The sequence below is a fragment of the Selenomonas sp. genome (assembly GCF_052169755.1).
GTDB lineage: Bacteria > Bacillota > Negativicutes > Selenomonadales > Selenomonadaceae > Selenomonas.
Window position 1 is genome coordinate 1 of the sequence record NZ_JBQNBV010000043.1, and the last position, 14,421, is coordinate 14,421.

Here is a 14,421-nt window from a genome sequence, read left to right on the forward strand (position 1 = left end):
GTCATGACGGGTGTCGTCATGCACGTTGCTCTCTTCGGCACGATCCCCGACCTCAATATGGAGAACCGTCCCAAGCAGTTCTACGGCAACCGTATTCACGATACCTGCTATCGCCGTCCGTTCTTCGATGCGGGCATGTTCGCCGAGCGCTTCGACGATGCAGGATCGAAGGCGGGCTGGTGTCTCTATAAGCTCGGCTGCAGAGGCCCCGAGACGTATGCTTCGTGCGGCAACCTGCGCTGGTTCCAGGGGATGAGCTATCCGATTCAGTCGGGTGCGCCGTGCATCGGCTGCACGAACGCAAACTTCTGGGATGATGCGCCGTTCTCCGACCGCCTGCCGAAGTACGGCCCTCTGGGCAGCATCGACAAGATCGGCGTCGGTCTCGCTGTCGGCACGGCGGCGGGCGTCGCCGTACATGGCGCTCTGAGCCTTGCACAGCGCGCGAAGGCGGACAAGGCGATCGAGAAGGAAGAGGAACAGGCGAAGAGGGAGCAGGTGCATAAATGAAACATGTAACGGTCGATCCGGTAACGAGAATCGAAGGGCATCTGCGCGTCGAAGTGCAGGTGGACGAGGCGACGGGCAAGGTCACGGACGCTCTTTCGAGCGGTACGGCGTGGCGCGGTCTGGAACTCGTCATGAACGGGCGCGACCCGCGCGACGCATGGGCATATATCCAGCGCATCTGCGGCGTCTGCACGACGGCTCATGCGCTTTGCGCCGTACGCGCCGTCGAGGATGCGCTCGGCATCCGCATCCCGACGAACGCGAACTATATCCGCAACATCATGGCGGGCTGTCTGACGGTGCAGGATCATCTCGTGCATTTCTATCATCTGCACGCACTCGACTGGGTCAGCCCCGTCGAGGCTCTGGCTGCCGATCCGGCGGCGGCGGCAAACCTGCAGCGGGAGATCTTGAAGCTGCGCCTGCCGCTTGCGGGACCTGCGGGTCTTAATACGGAAGCATATCCGAAAGATTTTCCGAATGCGACGCCCGAATACTTCGCGGCGTTCAAGCAGAAGATCGAGCAGATCGTCAAGAGCGGTCAGCTCGGCATCTTTGCGGCGAATTGGTGGGATCATCCCGACTATAAGATCCTGCCGCCCGAGGTTCATCTCATCGCCGTCGTCCACTACCTTGAGATGCTTGACAAGCATAGAGAGCTTATGACGCCGCACGTCGTCTTTGGCGGCAAGAATCCGCACGCGCATTACGTCGTCGGCGGTATGCCGTGCGCGATCTCCCTCGACGACGGCAACGCGCCGATCAACACGGCGCGGCTCGCCATCGTGGATCGTGCCGTGAACCTCACGCGCACGATTGTCAACGAATATTATCTGCCCGACGTGCTCGCCATCGGCTCGCTCTACGTCAAGGCGGGCAAGGTGGACGGCGGCGGTCTTGCCAAGCGCTGTGTGCTGGGATTCGGGCAGTTCCCCGAGCAGAGCTACACGGGTACGAGAAACGGCGACTTCATGCGTCATCTCCTGATTCGCTCGAACGGTGTCGTCGAGAACTTTGGCGCAGGTCTTGCGGCTGCGACTTTCACGGAAGTCAAGGCGGAGGATCTGTCCGATCCCGTCGCTTTCACCGAGGGCGTCGAGCACGCATGGTACGAGTACGAGGGCGCCGAGAGCGATCTCCATCCGTGGGCGGGGCAGACGAAGCCGAAGTACACGGCGCCGAAGGTCGGCACGCAGACGAATTGGCAGGAGCTTAACGAGAAGGGCAAGTATTCGTGGCTCAAGACGCCGAAATGGCGCGGCAAGCTCGCCGAGGTCGGTCCTTTGGCGCGCTATATTATCATCTACGTCAAGGCGAAGAAGGGCTTTCTGCCGAATCCGACATGGGCGGAGCAGCTTATGCTCAATCAGATGGATGCGGTGTCGAAGGCGATCGGTCTCGCGCCCGAGGTTTGGCTGCCGACGATGGTCGGCAGGACGGCGGCACGTGCGCTCGACGCACAGCTCAATGCCGAGATCGAGAAGTATTATTTCGACAAGCTCATCGAAAATATCAAGGGCGGCGATCTTGCCGTCGCGACATCCGATAAATGGGATCCTGTGACATGGCCGAAGGAAGCGAAGGGCGTCGGTCTCTACGATGCGCCGCGCGGTGCGCTCTCGCACTGGGTCGTCATCAAGAACGGCAAGATCGCGAATTACCAGTGTGTCGTGCCGACGACGTGGAACGCCTGCCCGCGCGACGATCAGGCGGGTCACGGCGCTTACGAGATGGCGATGATGGATACGCGCGTCGCCGTGCCCGACAAGCCCTTGGAGATCGTGCGCGTCATTCGCTCGTTCGATCCGTGCATGGCGTGTTCGACGCACGTCTACAACGCGAACGGCGACACGCTCAAGATCATGACGACGGATCCCTATGCAGGGCTGCAGGTGGAAGAATAAACGATCACGCATCGTGGAAAGGAGAAACTGCCGCGAGCGAGAGCGTTCATCTCTTGCTTTGCGGCAGCAGGGACATGTGATATGAGAGAAGTCAAACGCAGAATCTACTACGTTTTCAGTCCTTGGCTCAGGGTCTTTCACTGGATCATGGTCGTCTGCATCTCGGTCCTCTTTGCGACGGGATTGATGATCACAGAGCCGTGGCTCATTTACTCCGTCGAGCCGACGTTCAGCGGCATGACGACGGATAACATCCGAAACATTCATTTCATCGCAGCATTCACTTTCATGGCGGCGTTCATCCTTCGGATTTACGGCTTCTATGTGAATCGCGGCGACCGCCTTTTCCCTCGCTTTTGGGAAGGGCTCTTCTGGCGGGCGATCGGCGATGTAATCCTGCATTACATCTTCGTGCGCTACGAGCACAAATCGTATTTGAGGAACCCGATCGCACGCATGTCGTACACGCTGCTCTATGTGCTCGTCGCCATCGAGGTGCTGACAGGCATGGCGATGTACGGCGCGAACGAGCCGGAAAGCGTGTCGTTCCAGCTCTTCGGCTGGGTGATCGCTCTTTGCGGCAACGAGTTCATGGCGCATCTCGTGCATCATTACGTCGCTTGGTTCATCATCCTCTTCGCGATCGGCCATCTCTACATGGTCATCCGCGCGGAGTTCATGGAAGGCGAGAGCGAAGTGTCGAGCATGTTCTCAGGGCGCAAGATTCTGACGCATGAGCCGCTCGACGCCTATCAGCTCAGCCATCCTGAGGAGGAGCATAAGGGCAGGGCGAGTTGAGAAAGGAAGAATCGTCTATGTGTAAAGAATGCGGCTGCGGCGCGGCGAACGGTACGACACGCCTGCAATTTACCGTTACGGGCTATACGGATGCGTCGGCGAAGGACGCGGAAAAGGCTCTTTTGGGTCTTGCCGGCGTGCTCTATGTGCATATCCATGCGCACGATGGTGAGACGACGATCGACTACAATCCGGCGAAGACGAAGCTTACGGAACTGCTTGCGGTGTTTGAAGCGCGCGGTCTTTCGGCTGCGCTTTGATGCGCTTCGTCTGCGTTTTGTTTTGCGACAACAGGGAAAAAAGGCGCCCCCTTTCGGCAAGCCGCTGGAGGGGGCGCTTTTCGCATAGGAGGAAAAACCGGTGCATGAAATGGCGATCGCCGAGGGCATCTTGGGCATCGCGCTCAAGACGATGGATGAAAATGCGGCGACGCGCGTCGCACGCGTGAACTTGCTCGTCGGTGAGATGGCGGGCGTAGAGTGCGAATCCCTGCGCTTTTGCTTTGCGGCTCTGACGAAGGGAACGGCGGCAGATGGCGCGGCGCTTTCCATCGAGCGCGTGCCTCTCATCGGGCGTTGTGGGGCTTGCGGCAGGGAGCAGCCTATCGAGCGATACAGTTTTCTCTGTCCTTCGTGCAGGAGCGGCGCACTTGAGATCATCTCGGGACGCGAGCTCAAGGTCGAATCTTTGGAGGTGGACTAGGCAAAATGGAAGTCAAGGTCATGAAGAATGTTCTGGCGATGAACGACGAAGCAGCGGCGGAGAATGCGGAGCTTTTTCAAAGAGACCGTGTATTTGTGCTCAATCTCATGGGCTCGCCGGGCGCGGGCAAGACGACGCTCCTTGAGCGCACGCTGCAGGCGCTCAAGGATGAGATGCGCATCGCTGTTATCGAGGGCGATCTCTTTACATCGAAGGACGCCGAGCGCATCGATCGACTCGGCGTGCCCGTCGTGCAGATCAACACGAGCGGCGGCTGTCATCTCGATGCGCCGATGGTCAAGAGTGCGCTCTCGTCCATCGATCTCGCCGCGCTCGATATGCTCGTCATCGAGAATGTCGGCAATCTCGTCTGCCCGGCAGAGTTTGAACTGGGACAGGACAAGAAGGCGGTCGTGCTGTCGATCACGGAAGGCGACGACAAACCCTTGAAGTACCCGCTGATGTTCAAGGAAGCGGATGCGGCGCTCCTCAATAAGGTTGATCTCCTGCCCTATACGGACTTCGATATGGCGCGTGCGGCAGACGACATCCGCACGATTCATCCGGGCATCGAGGTCATGGCGATCGCCTGCCGCACGGGCGATGGCATCGAGGCGTGGCTCTCGTGGCTTCGGAAAAATGTGCGCGAGAAGAAGGAGGCGGCTCGATGAGTGCAGCGTTCTTGGACGTATCGCCCGAAGAGATCGAGCGTGCGAGAAAAGAGCTTGAGGCGGCGCCCGCCGTGACGATTCTCGGCATCGGCAACGTCATCCTGCAGGATGAGGGCTTCGGCGTACGCGCCGCCGAACTTTTGCGTGAAAAGTACGATTTCCCGCCCGACGTGCAGATCATCGACGGCGGCACGCTCGGCGCAGAACTCTTGGGCGTCGTTACGGGTACAAAGCATCTGCTCGTGCTCGATTCCGTCAACGGCGGCAAAGAGGCAGGCACGCTCTTTCACTTTGCGAACGAGCAGATTGCAGCGCACTTTCAAGATAAACTGTCGGTACATGAGGTCGGCATACAGGACGTGCTCGCGACGCTCGCGGTGACGGGCCGCGCGATCCCCGACGTCGTCGTGCTCGGGGCGCAGCCTTACGCCGTCGGCGCGGGCGTAGCGCTCAGCCCCGCGATGGAGGCGCTCTTGCCCGAGATCGAGCGGCAAGCGCTCGACGTGCTTTCGCGCTGGGGCGTCGAAGTGCGGGCGAAGAGCGCACCCGGCGAAGTCGCTTTCACGCGCGTCGCCGAGGCGAAGAACGAGACGGTCGGGGCAAAGTTCGAGCTGTATGCAGAGTACGATGCGCCCGCCATGCCCGAGAAAGCGCAAAGAGCAGCGGAGCAGGGCGCTTTGATGCGCACGGCGCGGCAGATCATGCCGCAGGAACTTCTGGCGAAAGGAGACGAGGACTGATGTGTCTTGCTGTACCGGCGAAGGTGCTTGAAATCACGGGGAGCGTTGCCCGCGTCGCCGTCGGCGGCGTGGAGCGCGATGCAAGCCTCATGCTGCTGCCCGAAGCGAAGCTTGGCGACTATGTACTCGTGCACGCGGGCTTTGCCATGCAGATCGTCGAGGAGAAGGATGCCGAAGAAACCTACGCGCTGCTCGCCGAGATGAAGGGTGCGCCGCGCACTGTGGAGTAGGGAAGAGCGAGGGGATAGCGTGAAAAAACTCACGTCGGCAGAAGAAAAAAAAGCGGCAAAGGCGCTCCTTGCTGACATCGAGCGCCTTGCCGAAGGCCGTCATCTTCGCTATATGGAAGTTTGCGGCACGCATACGGTCGCCATCTTCCGTGCAGGGCTTCGCCAGATCCTGCCGGAGAACATCGAGCTTGTGTCGGGGCCGGGCTGTCCCGTCTGCGTGACGAGCGACGTTTATATGGATAAGGCAATCGCTTACGCGAAGATGGAAAGCGTCACCGTCGCGACGTTTGGCGACATGCTCAAGGTGCCGGGCAGCCGCGAGAGCCTCGCGGACGCGCGTGCGGCGGGCGCGGACATCCGCGTGGTTTACTCGCCGCTCGACGCGCTCACGGCAGCAAGGGAAAATCCCCAAAAGACTGTCGTATTCCTCGGCGTCGGCTTCGAGACGACGGCGCCGACCGAGGCGGCGGCAGTGCTCTCGGCAAAGGATGAAGGATTGCAAAACTTCTGCGTCTTGTCGGCGCAGAAGCTCGTGCCGCCTGCCGTGAAGCTCTTGCTCGATGCCCCCGATGTGCATGTTGACGGCTTCCTTTTGCCCGGTCATGCGTGCGTCGTCACGGGTACGCGACCTTACGCCTTTCTCGCCGACGAAGCGCATAAGCCCGGCGTCGTCGCAGGCTTCACGCCGCTCGCCATCCTGCGTGCCGTCTGGCGGCTCGTGCGGCAGACGGCAGATGGTGATGCCCGCATCGAGAACGAGTACGGCTCCGTCGTAAGAGAAGAGGGGAACCCCGCCGCGCTTGCCATCCTCGCGCGCGTCTACGAGGATGCTGCGGACGAGTGGCGCGGTCTCGGCGTCATTGAGCGTTCGGGGCTTTGTATGCGCGAGGCGTTCGCGGACTTTGACGCTGAGCGTCGCCTGCCCGTCGAAGTCGAGCGCGTGGAGAAAAAGACGGCGTGTCGCTGCGGCGAGGTGCTGCGCGGTGCGGTGCGCCCGACGGACTGTACGCTCTTCGCGAAGGCATGTGTGCCGACGCACGCCGTAGGGCCGTGCATGGTATCGGTCGAAGGCGTCTGCGCCGCTTGGTACAAGTATGGCCGAGGGAGGTTTCACTTTGGAAAATGAGAAGATCACGCTCGCGCACGGCGCGGGCGGCAGCTTGAGCCAAGCGCTGATGGAGAGCGTCATTTTGCCGATATTCGGCAACGAATTTTTGCAGAAGATGCACGACGGCGTGGCGCTCAACCTTGGCGGCAAAGTTGCCTTTACGACGGATTCCTTCGTCGTCGCGCCGCGCTTCTTTTCCGGCGGCGACATCGGCAAGCTCGCCGTCTGCGGCACGGTCAACGATCTCGCGATGACGGGCGCCGTGCCGCGCTACATCTCGTGCGCACTGATCTTAGAGGAAGGGCTGCCCATCGAGGAACTCAGGCGCATTTTGCACTCGATGAAAGAAGCCGCAGAGGAGGCGCATGTTGTCATCGTCACGGGCGATACGAAGGTCGTCGGCAAGGGCGCGGCAGACGGCATCTACATCAACACGGCAGGCATCGGCGAGATCGAACGCGCGATGGAGCCGCAGAAAGTCAAGGCGGGCATGGACGTCATCCTTTCGGGTACGCTCGGCGACCATGCCGCGACTGTCATGGCAGAGCGCCACGGCATCGAGATTCCTGCGTCGCTTCATAGCGACTGTGCGCCGTTGGGCGACCTCGCCGCCCTCATGCGCCGCGCCGCGCCTTCGATCGCCTGTATGCGCGATCCGACGCGCGGCGGCGCGGCGGCGGTCTTGAACGAAATCGCCTGTGCGGCACAGGTCGGCGTCATCATCGATGAGGAAGCTCTGCCCGTGCGCGAAGAAGTCGAGGGCATCGCCGCGTTTCTCGGCTTCGATCCGCTGGAACTGGCGAACGAGGGCAAGGCGATCGCCTTCTGTGCGCCCGAAGAGACCGAGGCGCTTCTCGCCGCCATGCACGAGCATCCTTACGGCAGGGACGCCTGCTGCATCGGGCGCACAACGGCAAAAGAGCCGGGAATCGTCGCGCTCAAAACGGCGCTCGGCGGTCTGCGTATCGTTGATATGCCGCTCGGCAATCTCGTACCGCGCATCTGCTAGATATACGGCGGCGGCTTACGCCTGCACATCCGCCGTGCGACGGAATCGTGCGATGCGGTCGAGGATCTTCACCAGAAGCGGCGCGGTAAGGAGCGTAAAGACCATGCCGGGCACCGCCGCCGCGACCAAAGCCCATACACCTTTTCCTACGACGAAGCTCAGCGTGACGCGCGCCGTGAATGTGCCGAGCGGACCGGCAAGTGCCGTCGTCCAATAATGACGCCCGAAGAGCACAAAGACGAGACCGACCACGAGGCGAAACTGCATGGCGATGGCGACGTTGAAGAGGTTTTGCGTGCCGAGCAAGAGACCGACGAGACTTGACAAAATGCCCGCCAAGATGTAGCGTTTGAAGCCAAAGACGGCGCAGATCGCGACCGCTAAGGGCGCGGAAAGCTGGAACTCCAGCCCCGGAGCGAGGCTTGGCAGCTTGATGGCTCCTGTGACGGTGATCAAGGCGGCGAGCAGGGCGATCTCGGTCACGGTGGATGTGGAAATGGTCGGTTTTTTCATGGGAAACGCTCCTTTTCAGGAAGCACGGATCGAGGGTCGTCCAACGGAAGGGATTCATCCGTGCTTCCTTTCGTTTTATTTTCGGGGATAGATGCGTCCCCGATTTGTTTGTTTTAGCGTACACGGTTCTTTGGTTATTGTCAACCTATAAATAAATTAAGTTGACAATAAAATAAACAGGAGCTATTCTGTAGAAGAATCTTTGAAAAGGAGTGGTTCTGCATGGCGCTTTACAGTCTGAAAATGCGGGCGGAAAAGATCGCGCAGGAGCGTGAGCATGTGTCCGGCGCGGAGAAGATCTTGCCGGAGGATGAACTGTCCGCCTATATGGCGGCGCTTCTTGCGCGTGCCCTGCACCATGCTAAGGGCAAGGCGGATTTTGTGAATTTCAAGGTGGAGGCGGTCGCGCCGGAAGATGTGGAGCATCTGGACGCTTTGCCCATCTCGACAGTTGAAGTCGAGACGGCGGAAGAGGGGCGGCGTGTGATCCTTCAGGCGTTGGAAAGCCTCGGCTTGAAGAACGGCGAGGCGATCTTGGCGAAGTTCTCCGAGACGTATGGGATGCGCGGCGCGATGCTGCTCGATGCAGATACGCTTGAGCGGCTGGAGCCGGATGCGGTGCGCGGTCTGCGGGCGACGTACATGGATGACGAACGCGCCGCAAAACGGCCTTCCGACTGGAAAAATCACTTCGCTGAAGCCGTTGTCCTTGCGACGAAGGTCGTCCATGCGCCGCACATCGTCGCGGAAATCTGCGTGTCCGACGATCCCGACTATGTGGCGGGATATGTAGCGGCGTCGTCGCTCGGCTATCGCCGCATCACGAAGCTCAAGGCGATGGGATCGCCCGACGGCGGGCGTATCTTCCTCTATCGCGGTCCGCGCGAAGGGGTCGCAGACTGTATTCGCTATTTGGAAAAGCAATGCGTGCTCGTGCGCGGCGTGCCGGACAGCCCGACAGGGAATTCGCAGCGCAAGGGCATGGGGGAAATGCTGAAAGAACGGTTGGCAGTGAAAAAGGCGCGGCATCTTTGCCGTGAAATGCACGAGATCGCATCCGCGCAGGCTGCGCACGTCACGGTTGGCGGCGTTGAAAAGCTGCTTCTGGCATCGAACAACTACCTTGGTCTCATTGACCATCCGCGGCTCAAGCGGGCGGCGCAGGAAGCTGTCGAGCGATACGGCTGCGGTTCCGGCGGCTCGCGGCTGACGACGGGGACGCTGCCGCTGCATACGAAGCTGGAAGCGGAATTGGCAGCGTTCAAGGGGACGGAAGCCGCACTTCTTTTCGACACGGGATACATGGCGAATGTCGGCATTCTTTCTGCGCTGGGGCAGGAGGGCGTCGTGTTCTTCAGCGACGCCCTCAACCATGCGAGCATCATCGATGGCTGTCGCTTGAGCCGCGCCAAGACGATCATCTACAGCCACAATGATATGCGGGATCTGGAAGAAAAGCTCGCCGCCTGCACACCATGCCGCGGCGTCATCGTCTCGGATGCGGTGTTCAGCATGGACGGCGATATTGCCGACTTGCCGCGCATCTTGCAGCTTGCGCGAAAGTATCACGTTTGGAGCATGGTGGACGAGGCGCATTCTACCGGCGTGATCGGCGAGACGGGGCGCGGCATCTCGGAACACTTTCACCTGCAGGAGAAGCCCGATGTCCTGATGGGGACGCTGTCGAAGGCGTTGGCGAGCGAGGGCGGCTACGTCTGCGGCAGTCGTCTCTTGATCGACTATCTGCAAAATACGGCGCGAAGTTTCATCTTCTCGACGAGCCAATCGCCTGCCAATCTGGCGGCTGCATCCGAGGCGCTGCATCTCCTGCAAGAAGAGCCGGATCGCGTCGCCCGCCTGCAGGAAAATGTCCGCGTATTCTGCGCGGCGCTGGCAGACGGCGGCGTTGAAGCTGAGAGCGAAACAGCGATCGTGCCGCTCATCGTCGGCGAAGAGCGCTTGGCGATGAAAGTTGCGAAGGAATTGGAGCGGCAGGGCGTCCTCGTATCCGCCATCCGATACCCTACGGTGGCAAAGGGCAGTGCCCGTCTGCGCGTCGCCTTGAGTGCAGCGCATACGAAAGAAGAGCTGCGAAGTGCCGCGGCGCGTATCTGTGCAACTCTGGGCAGCTTTCGTTTATCTTAAAATGAAGTTCGCCAAATGGGAGCAGATTTTTTGTTTGTTTGTATGCTCCTTCTTGTCCCATTGACGAATCTCTGTCTTTTTTCTATAATAGGAAAGTGTTTTGCTATTGTCTAAACGAAGGAAAGAGACGATTCGATGCGAAAATTTGCTTTGGCGCTGATCTTGATCTCGCTGCTCCTGCTCCTTGCAAGCTCTCTGTGCTTTGCCGAGGACGAGGGGCGGCGTTTTGTGGATGCGCGGGATGGTACGGGATATTTTGTGGATGTTACGACGGTTTCCATCGACAGCAATCATGAATATACGGCGAATGTTGCCATCGTCAAGGCGAAAGAAAATCGTCTCTTTTCTTATCGTATGCATTTTGACTTTGCAGCGCGTACATATCAGATCTTGCGTTCTGCCACTATGACATACGATACGCGCGAAGTGTCACAGCGCACGACGACGCCCGCACCTGCGGCTCCTTATGTCGCAGGCTCGCCGATCGCCGCTGTCGTTGACTATCTCTACGCATGGCAGCGCGGCTATGAGAAATAGGAATGGAGAGAAGTTCCCTATATAGGAAAAAAGGCTTATATATTGGTTTTACAGTCCCGAGATATCGCCAAAAATAAATCGGATAAAAATAATAATTATTTTTCTAAAAATGCTTGCAAATAATTTCGAGATATGTTATCCTATTTGCGGTAGGAAATACAGCCTAAAACATTCGGAATCCATGCTCGATCCGACGAGCGTTGTGAAAGAGTTGACGGTATGCTTCGGAAATGCCGCTGTCAGAAGGACGCTTTTCACAAGTGTGGATATTTTCGCTTGTAATCGGCGGCAGGGTTTTATCGCCGTCATGTCCCGGAGGTCAGTCCTCGATGGGGCAGTTTGCAGGGTGTACGATACATCGCTGCAGGGGCAAGCTTCCTATATTCGTCCGGATCGCGCCGGAGCTTAGCTCTAAGGTCGTTGCTCAGTGCATATAGCCTGTAGGCGTCGTTGGACGGATTTACCGTCTTTCTCCTTTTGGGGGACTGTTCGTGCTTTGTGTACGGCGGTTGCAGCTCTCTTGGTGTATGGAGATTGGCGGGATGCAGCTGAGAAGGCTAGACCTTTTTCGATCGGAGTGAGTGGGGATAACTGCTCCGGTTAGCTGCACAAGAGACCTTTGAGCTGCTGAGGTCTTTCATGAAGCTTCATCCCGGCTCTTTCCCGACGGTTTTGCAAGGCGTATGAGGAAAGGAGCGGGGCGTGCGGCATGGATCCCCACGCATATCGGGCGGCGAGGCGACTCGCCGCTTTTTTAGTTTTTGGCATCCTTGCAGGATGCTGTGATCGTCCCCTGCTCGGGGGCGTTTTTTTTGTTGAAAATCTTCGGTTTGCTCTTGCCATTTTCAAAGGGCCAGCGCTTGACATTTATATCTATATATCGTAATATAAGAATATAAGGGGTTGGTTTTATGACGGAAGATCAAGAACTCACGCGGGCGGCTGAGATTCTCAAGGCGCTCTCGCATCCCGTGCGCCTTTGTATCGCGCGGGGGCTTTGGCAGAGCGGCGGCTGCAACGTGGCGCACATGCAGCAGTGCTTGGATGCGCCGCAGTCGACGATTTCGCAGCACCTTGCGAAGATGCGCAGCGTGGGCATCATCGAGGGGGAGCGCAACGGGCTTGAGGTCGTCTATCGGCTCAAGAGCCGTGCGGTGGCGCAGCTGCTTGAAGGGCTTTTTTGCAAGGAAAAGGATTATCACGATATGGGCTGATTTCGCGCTCTCGACGACACAGGGAAGCGCGGCGGCACAGAAGGAGGCATATCTGTATGGAAATGAAAAAGGAACAGGCAAAGCGCTATGTCATCGTCGGCGGCGTGGCAGGCGGTGCGACTGCGGCGGCGCGACTGAGGCGCTTGGATAAGGATGCGAAGATCGTGCTCTTCGAGCGCGGCGAGCATATTTCCTTCGCGAACTGCGGTCTGCCTTACTATGTCGGCGATGAGATCAAGGAGAGCGAGCGTCTCCTGCTCATGACACCCGAGTTGTTCCGTGAACGCTTCGCCGTTGATGTGCGTACAGGAAGCGAGGTCACGCATGTTGACAGTGAGAGTCGCCGCGTTCATGTGCGGACGGCGGCGGGCGAGACTTATGAGGAGCCGTACGACGCGCTTCTCTTGTCGCCCGGCGCGAAGCCTTTGCGCCCGCCGATACCGGGCGTTGAAAGCCCGCGCATCTTGTCCTTGCGCAATGTGCCGGATGCTGAGGTTTTGCGCCGCTTGGCGGATCAATATGCGGCGGCGGGGCGCACTGTCGTCGTGGGCGGCGGCTTCATCGGCGTCGAGATGGCGGAGAATCTTCGTGCGCGCGGACTTTCTGTCACGCTTGTCGAGGCTGCGCCGCATGTGCTTGCACCGTTCGATGCGGATATGGCGAAGATCGCAGAGAGGGAGATGAACGAGAACGGTGTCGGGCTTTACCTTGGCGACGGCGTACAGGAGTTTAAGGAGGATACGCAGGGCGTGCGCGTTCGTCTTGTGAGCGGACGTGAGATCGCCGCGGATTTCGTCGTGCTCGCCATCGGGGTAAGCCCCGACACGGATTTTTTGAAGGATAGCAGCGTCGCGCTCGGCGAGCGTGGTCATATCCTCGTGAATGAGCGCATGGAGACGAGTGTGCCTGACGTCTATGCTGTAGGCGATGCTGTGATGACATTCGACCGCCAGACGAATACGGCGGGTGCGCTGCCCCTCGCGGGACCGGCGAATCGGCAGGGGCGTCTCGCCGCGGACAACATGACGGGCAGGCGGCGCATCTATGACGGCTTCATCGGTACGGCGATCCTCAAGGTGTTCGGCTTGACGGCGGCTGCCGTCGGCAAGAACGAGCGTATGTTAGAGCGCGAGGGGCTTCGCTGCGGTGAGGATTATCGCGTCGTGAAGCTGCATCCGCTCGCGCATGTCGGCTACTATCCGGGGGCGCAGACGATGACGCTGAAGCTTCTCTATCGCACGAAGGGGGCTGTCGGTAAAATCCTCGGGGCGCAGATCGTCGGCACGGGTGGCGTGAAGTCGCGCATCGACGTGCTTGCGACGGCGATTGCGATGGGGGCGGATACAGATTTTTTGACAAGTTTGGAGCTTTCTTACGCGCCGCCGTTCGGTGCGGCAAAAGATCCCGTAAACATGGCGGGGTATATGGCAGAAAATGATCTCGCGGGTCTCGTGCGTTTCCTACCCGCGGAGCAGCTGGATGCGGCGCGGCAGGCAGGCGTGCGCGTACTCGACGTGCGCACGCCGGGGGAGCTTTCTCATGCGCCTTTCGCTTCTGACACGCAGATTCCGCTTGACGAGCTGCGCACTCGCGTCCGTGAGCTTGACCGCACGGTGCGCTGGGCAGTGCTCTGCAAGGTCGGACAGCGCGCTTACAATGCGGCGCGTATCTTGGCGCAAGATGGCTATGATGCAGAGGTCGTCGCGGGCGGCTATACGTCGCTGAAAATGGCAGAGTTTGAGGCGTCGCCGGATGCTGCGCCGCCCTGCGCTGCGGCTGAGCGCATGGGCTGCGGCGGTACGCCGCAGGCGGCAAAGATGGCTGCGGCGGCAGAGGAAGTAGATCTCACGGGACTTAGCTGCCCCGGACCCTTGATGGAGCTGCAGAAGGCGATGGAACGCATCGCATCCGGCGATGTGCTGCTTGCGCGTGCGTCCGATCCCGGCTTTTTCGCGGACAGCGCGGCGTGGGCAGAGGCTGCAGGGCACAGGATGATCTCGCGCAGCAAGGAGAATGGGCTTGTCGTTGTCAAGATCAAGAAGGCGGGCGGGAAGGACGCGGCAGACGACGCATCGGAGGGCGGCTAGGTGTGCCGTATGCAAAGGGGCAAGGCGCGGCGGCAGATTGCCGCAGCGTGCCGCGCGAGAAGCATAAGACCATCGTTGTTTTCAGCGGTGACCTCGATAAAGTGCTTGCGGCGTTCGTCATCGCCAACGGTGCGCTTGCTATGGGCAGCAAGGTCACGATGTTCTTCACGTTCTGGGGGCTGAATGCCCTGCGCCGCCCGGAAGGCGCAGACGTGAAGAAGGGGTTTATCGACCGCATCTTCGGATGGATGAT

Annotated in this window: 15 protein-coding genes and 1 pseudogene; 15 read left to right on the forward strand and 1 reads right to left on the reverse strand. The window is 59.6% G+C overall.

Annotated elements, in window-relative coordinates; all coding sequences use genetic code 11:
- From ACTTKG_RS04650 to hypE, 10 genes and pseudogenes are all read left to right on the forward strand, one after another.
- Window positions 1-510 (forward strand): annotated as a pseudogene (locus ACTTKG_RS04650) (hydrogenase small subunit); the annotation flags it as partial.
- The gene (locus ACTTKG_RS04655; protein ID WP_442673088.1) at window positions 507-2,414 is read left to right on the forward strand and encodes a nickel-dependent hydrogenase large subunit; all 1,908 of its coding nucleotides are present in this window, start codon (window positions 507-509) and stop codon (window positions 2,412-2,414) included. The pseudogene ACTTKG_RS04650 and the gene ACTTKG_RS04655, both read left to right, overlap by 4 nt.
- 81 nt (window positions 2,415-2,495) lie before the next feature.
- Entirely contained in the window at window positions 2,496-3,212 is a 717-nt protein-coding gene (gene cybH / locus ACTTKG_RS04660) for a Ni/Fe-hydrogenase, b-type cytochrome subunit (protein WP_442673089.1), read from the forward strand.
- A 17-nt stretch (window positions 3,213-3,229) separates the two neighbouring features.
- Window positions 3,230-3,472: a hypothetical protein gene (locus ACTTKG_RS04665; RefSeq protein WP_442673090.1), complete on the forward strand. Its 243-nt coding sequence runs from the start codon at window positions 3,230-3,232 to the stop codon at window positions 3,470-3,472.
- Window positions 3,473-3,572: 100 nt separating this feature from the next.
- Window positions 3,573-3,914, forward strand: coding sequence for a hydrogenase maturation nickel metallochaperone HypA (gene hypA / locus ACTTKG_RS04670; RefSeq protein WP_442673091.1), 342 nt, complete (start codon window positions 3,573-3,575; stop codon window positions 3,912-3,914).
- A gap of 5 nt (window positions 3,915-3,919) precedes the next feature.
- On the forward strand, window positions 3,920-4,585 hold the full coding sequence (gene hypB, locus ACTTKG_RS04675; protein ID WP_442673092.1) for a hydrogenase nickel incorporation protein HypB: 666 nt from the start codon (window positions 3,920-3,922) through the stop codon (window positions 4,583-4,585).
- Complete coding sequence (locus ACTTKG_RS04680) at window positions 4,582-5,325, forward strand: HyaD/HybD family hydrogenase maturation endopeptidase (protein WP_442673093.1); 744 nt, start codon at window positions 4,582-4,584, stop codon at window positions 5,323-5,325. The genes hypB and ACTTKG_RS04680 overlap by 4 nt, the downstream gene beginning before the upstream one ends.
- A complete protein-coding gene (locus ACTTKG_RS04685) occupies window positions 5,325-5,555 on the forward strand; it encodes a HypC/HybG/HupF family hydrogenase formation chaperone (protein ID WP_442673094.1) in 231 nt (76 codons plus the stop codon). Before ACTTKG_RS04680 ends, ACTTKG_RS04685 begins: the two co-directional genes overlap by 1 nt.
- Window positions 5,556-5,574: 19 nt before the next feature.
- Window positions 5,575-6,681, forward strand: a complete 1,107-nt coding sequence (hypD, locus tag ACTTKG_RS04690; protein ID WP_442673095.1) for a hydrogenase formation protein HypD — start codon at window positions 5,575-5,577, stop codon at window positions 6,679-6,681.
- Window positions 6,671-7,672: a hydrogenase expression/formation protein HypE gene (gene hypE / locus ACTTKG_RS04695; protein WP_442673096.1), complete on the forward strand. Its 1,002-nt coding sequence runs from the start codon at window positions 6,671-6,673 to the stop codon at window positions 7,670-7,672. Before hypD ends, hypE begins: the two co-directional genes overlap by 11 nt.
- Before the next feature lie 15 nt (window positions 7,673-7,687).
- On the opposite strand, the gene ACTTKG_RS04700 is transcribed toward hypE, so the two are convergent.
- Window positions 7,688-8,185: a hypothetical protein gene (locus ACTTKG_RS04700; protein ID WP_442673097.1), complete on the reverse strand. Its 498-nt coding sequence runs from the start codon at window positions 8,183-8,185 to the stop codon at window positions 7,688-7,690.
- 222 nt (window positions 8,186-8,407) lie between these two features.
- Between ACTTKG_RS04700 and bioF the strand changes: the two genes are divergently transcribed.
- The 5 genes from bioF to ACTTKG_RS04725 all read left to right on the forward strand — a co-directional run.
- On the forward strand, window positions 8,408-10,330 hold the full coding sequence (gene bioF / locus ACTTKG_RS04705) for an 8-amino-7-oxononanoate synthase (RefSeq protein WP_442673098.1): 1,923 nt from the start codon (window positions 8,408-8,410) through the stop codon (window positions 10,328-10,330).
- A gap of 135 nt (window positions 10,331-10,465) precedes the next feature.
- Complete coding sequence (locus ACTTKG_RS04710) at window positions 10,466-10,867, forward strand: hypothetical protein (protein WP_442673099.1); 402 nt, start codon at window positions 10,466-10,468, stop codon at window positions 10,865-10,867.
- A 911-nt stretch (window positions 10,868-11,778) separates the two neighbouring features.
- Window positions 11,779-12,081 carry an ArsR/SmtB family transcription factor gene (locus tag ACTTKG_RS04715; protein WP_442673100.1) on the forward strand — a complete coding sequence of 101 codons (303 nt, stop codon included), beginning with the start codon at window positions 11,779-11,781 and terminating at the stop codon, window positions 12,079-12,081.
- Between the two features lie 56 nt (window positions 12,082-12,137).
- The gene (locus ACTTKG_RS04720; RefSeq protein ID WP_442673101.1) at window positions 12,138-14,168 is read left to right on the forward strand and encodes an FAD-dependent oxidoreductase; all 2,031 of its coding nucleotides are present in this window, start codon (window positions 12,138-12,140) and stop codon (window positions 14,166-14,168) included.
- Window positions 14,169-14,170: 2 nt separating this feature from the next.
- Window positions 14,171-14,421: DsrE/DsrF/DrsH-like family protein (locus ACTTKG_RS04725; RefSeq protein ID WP_442673102.1), on the forward strand; the 251-nt coding region annotated here is incomplete at its 3' end.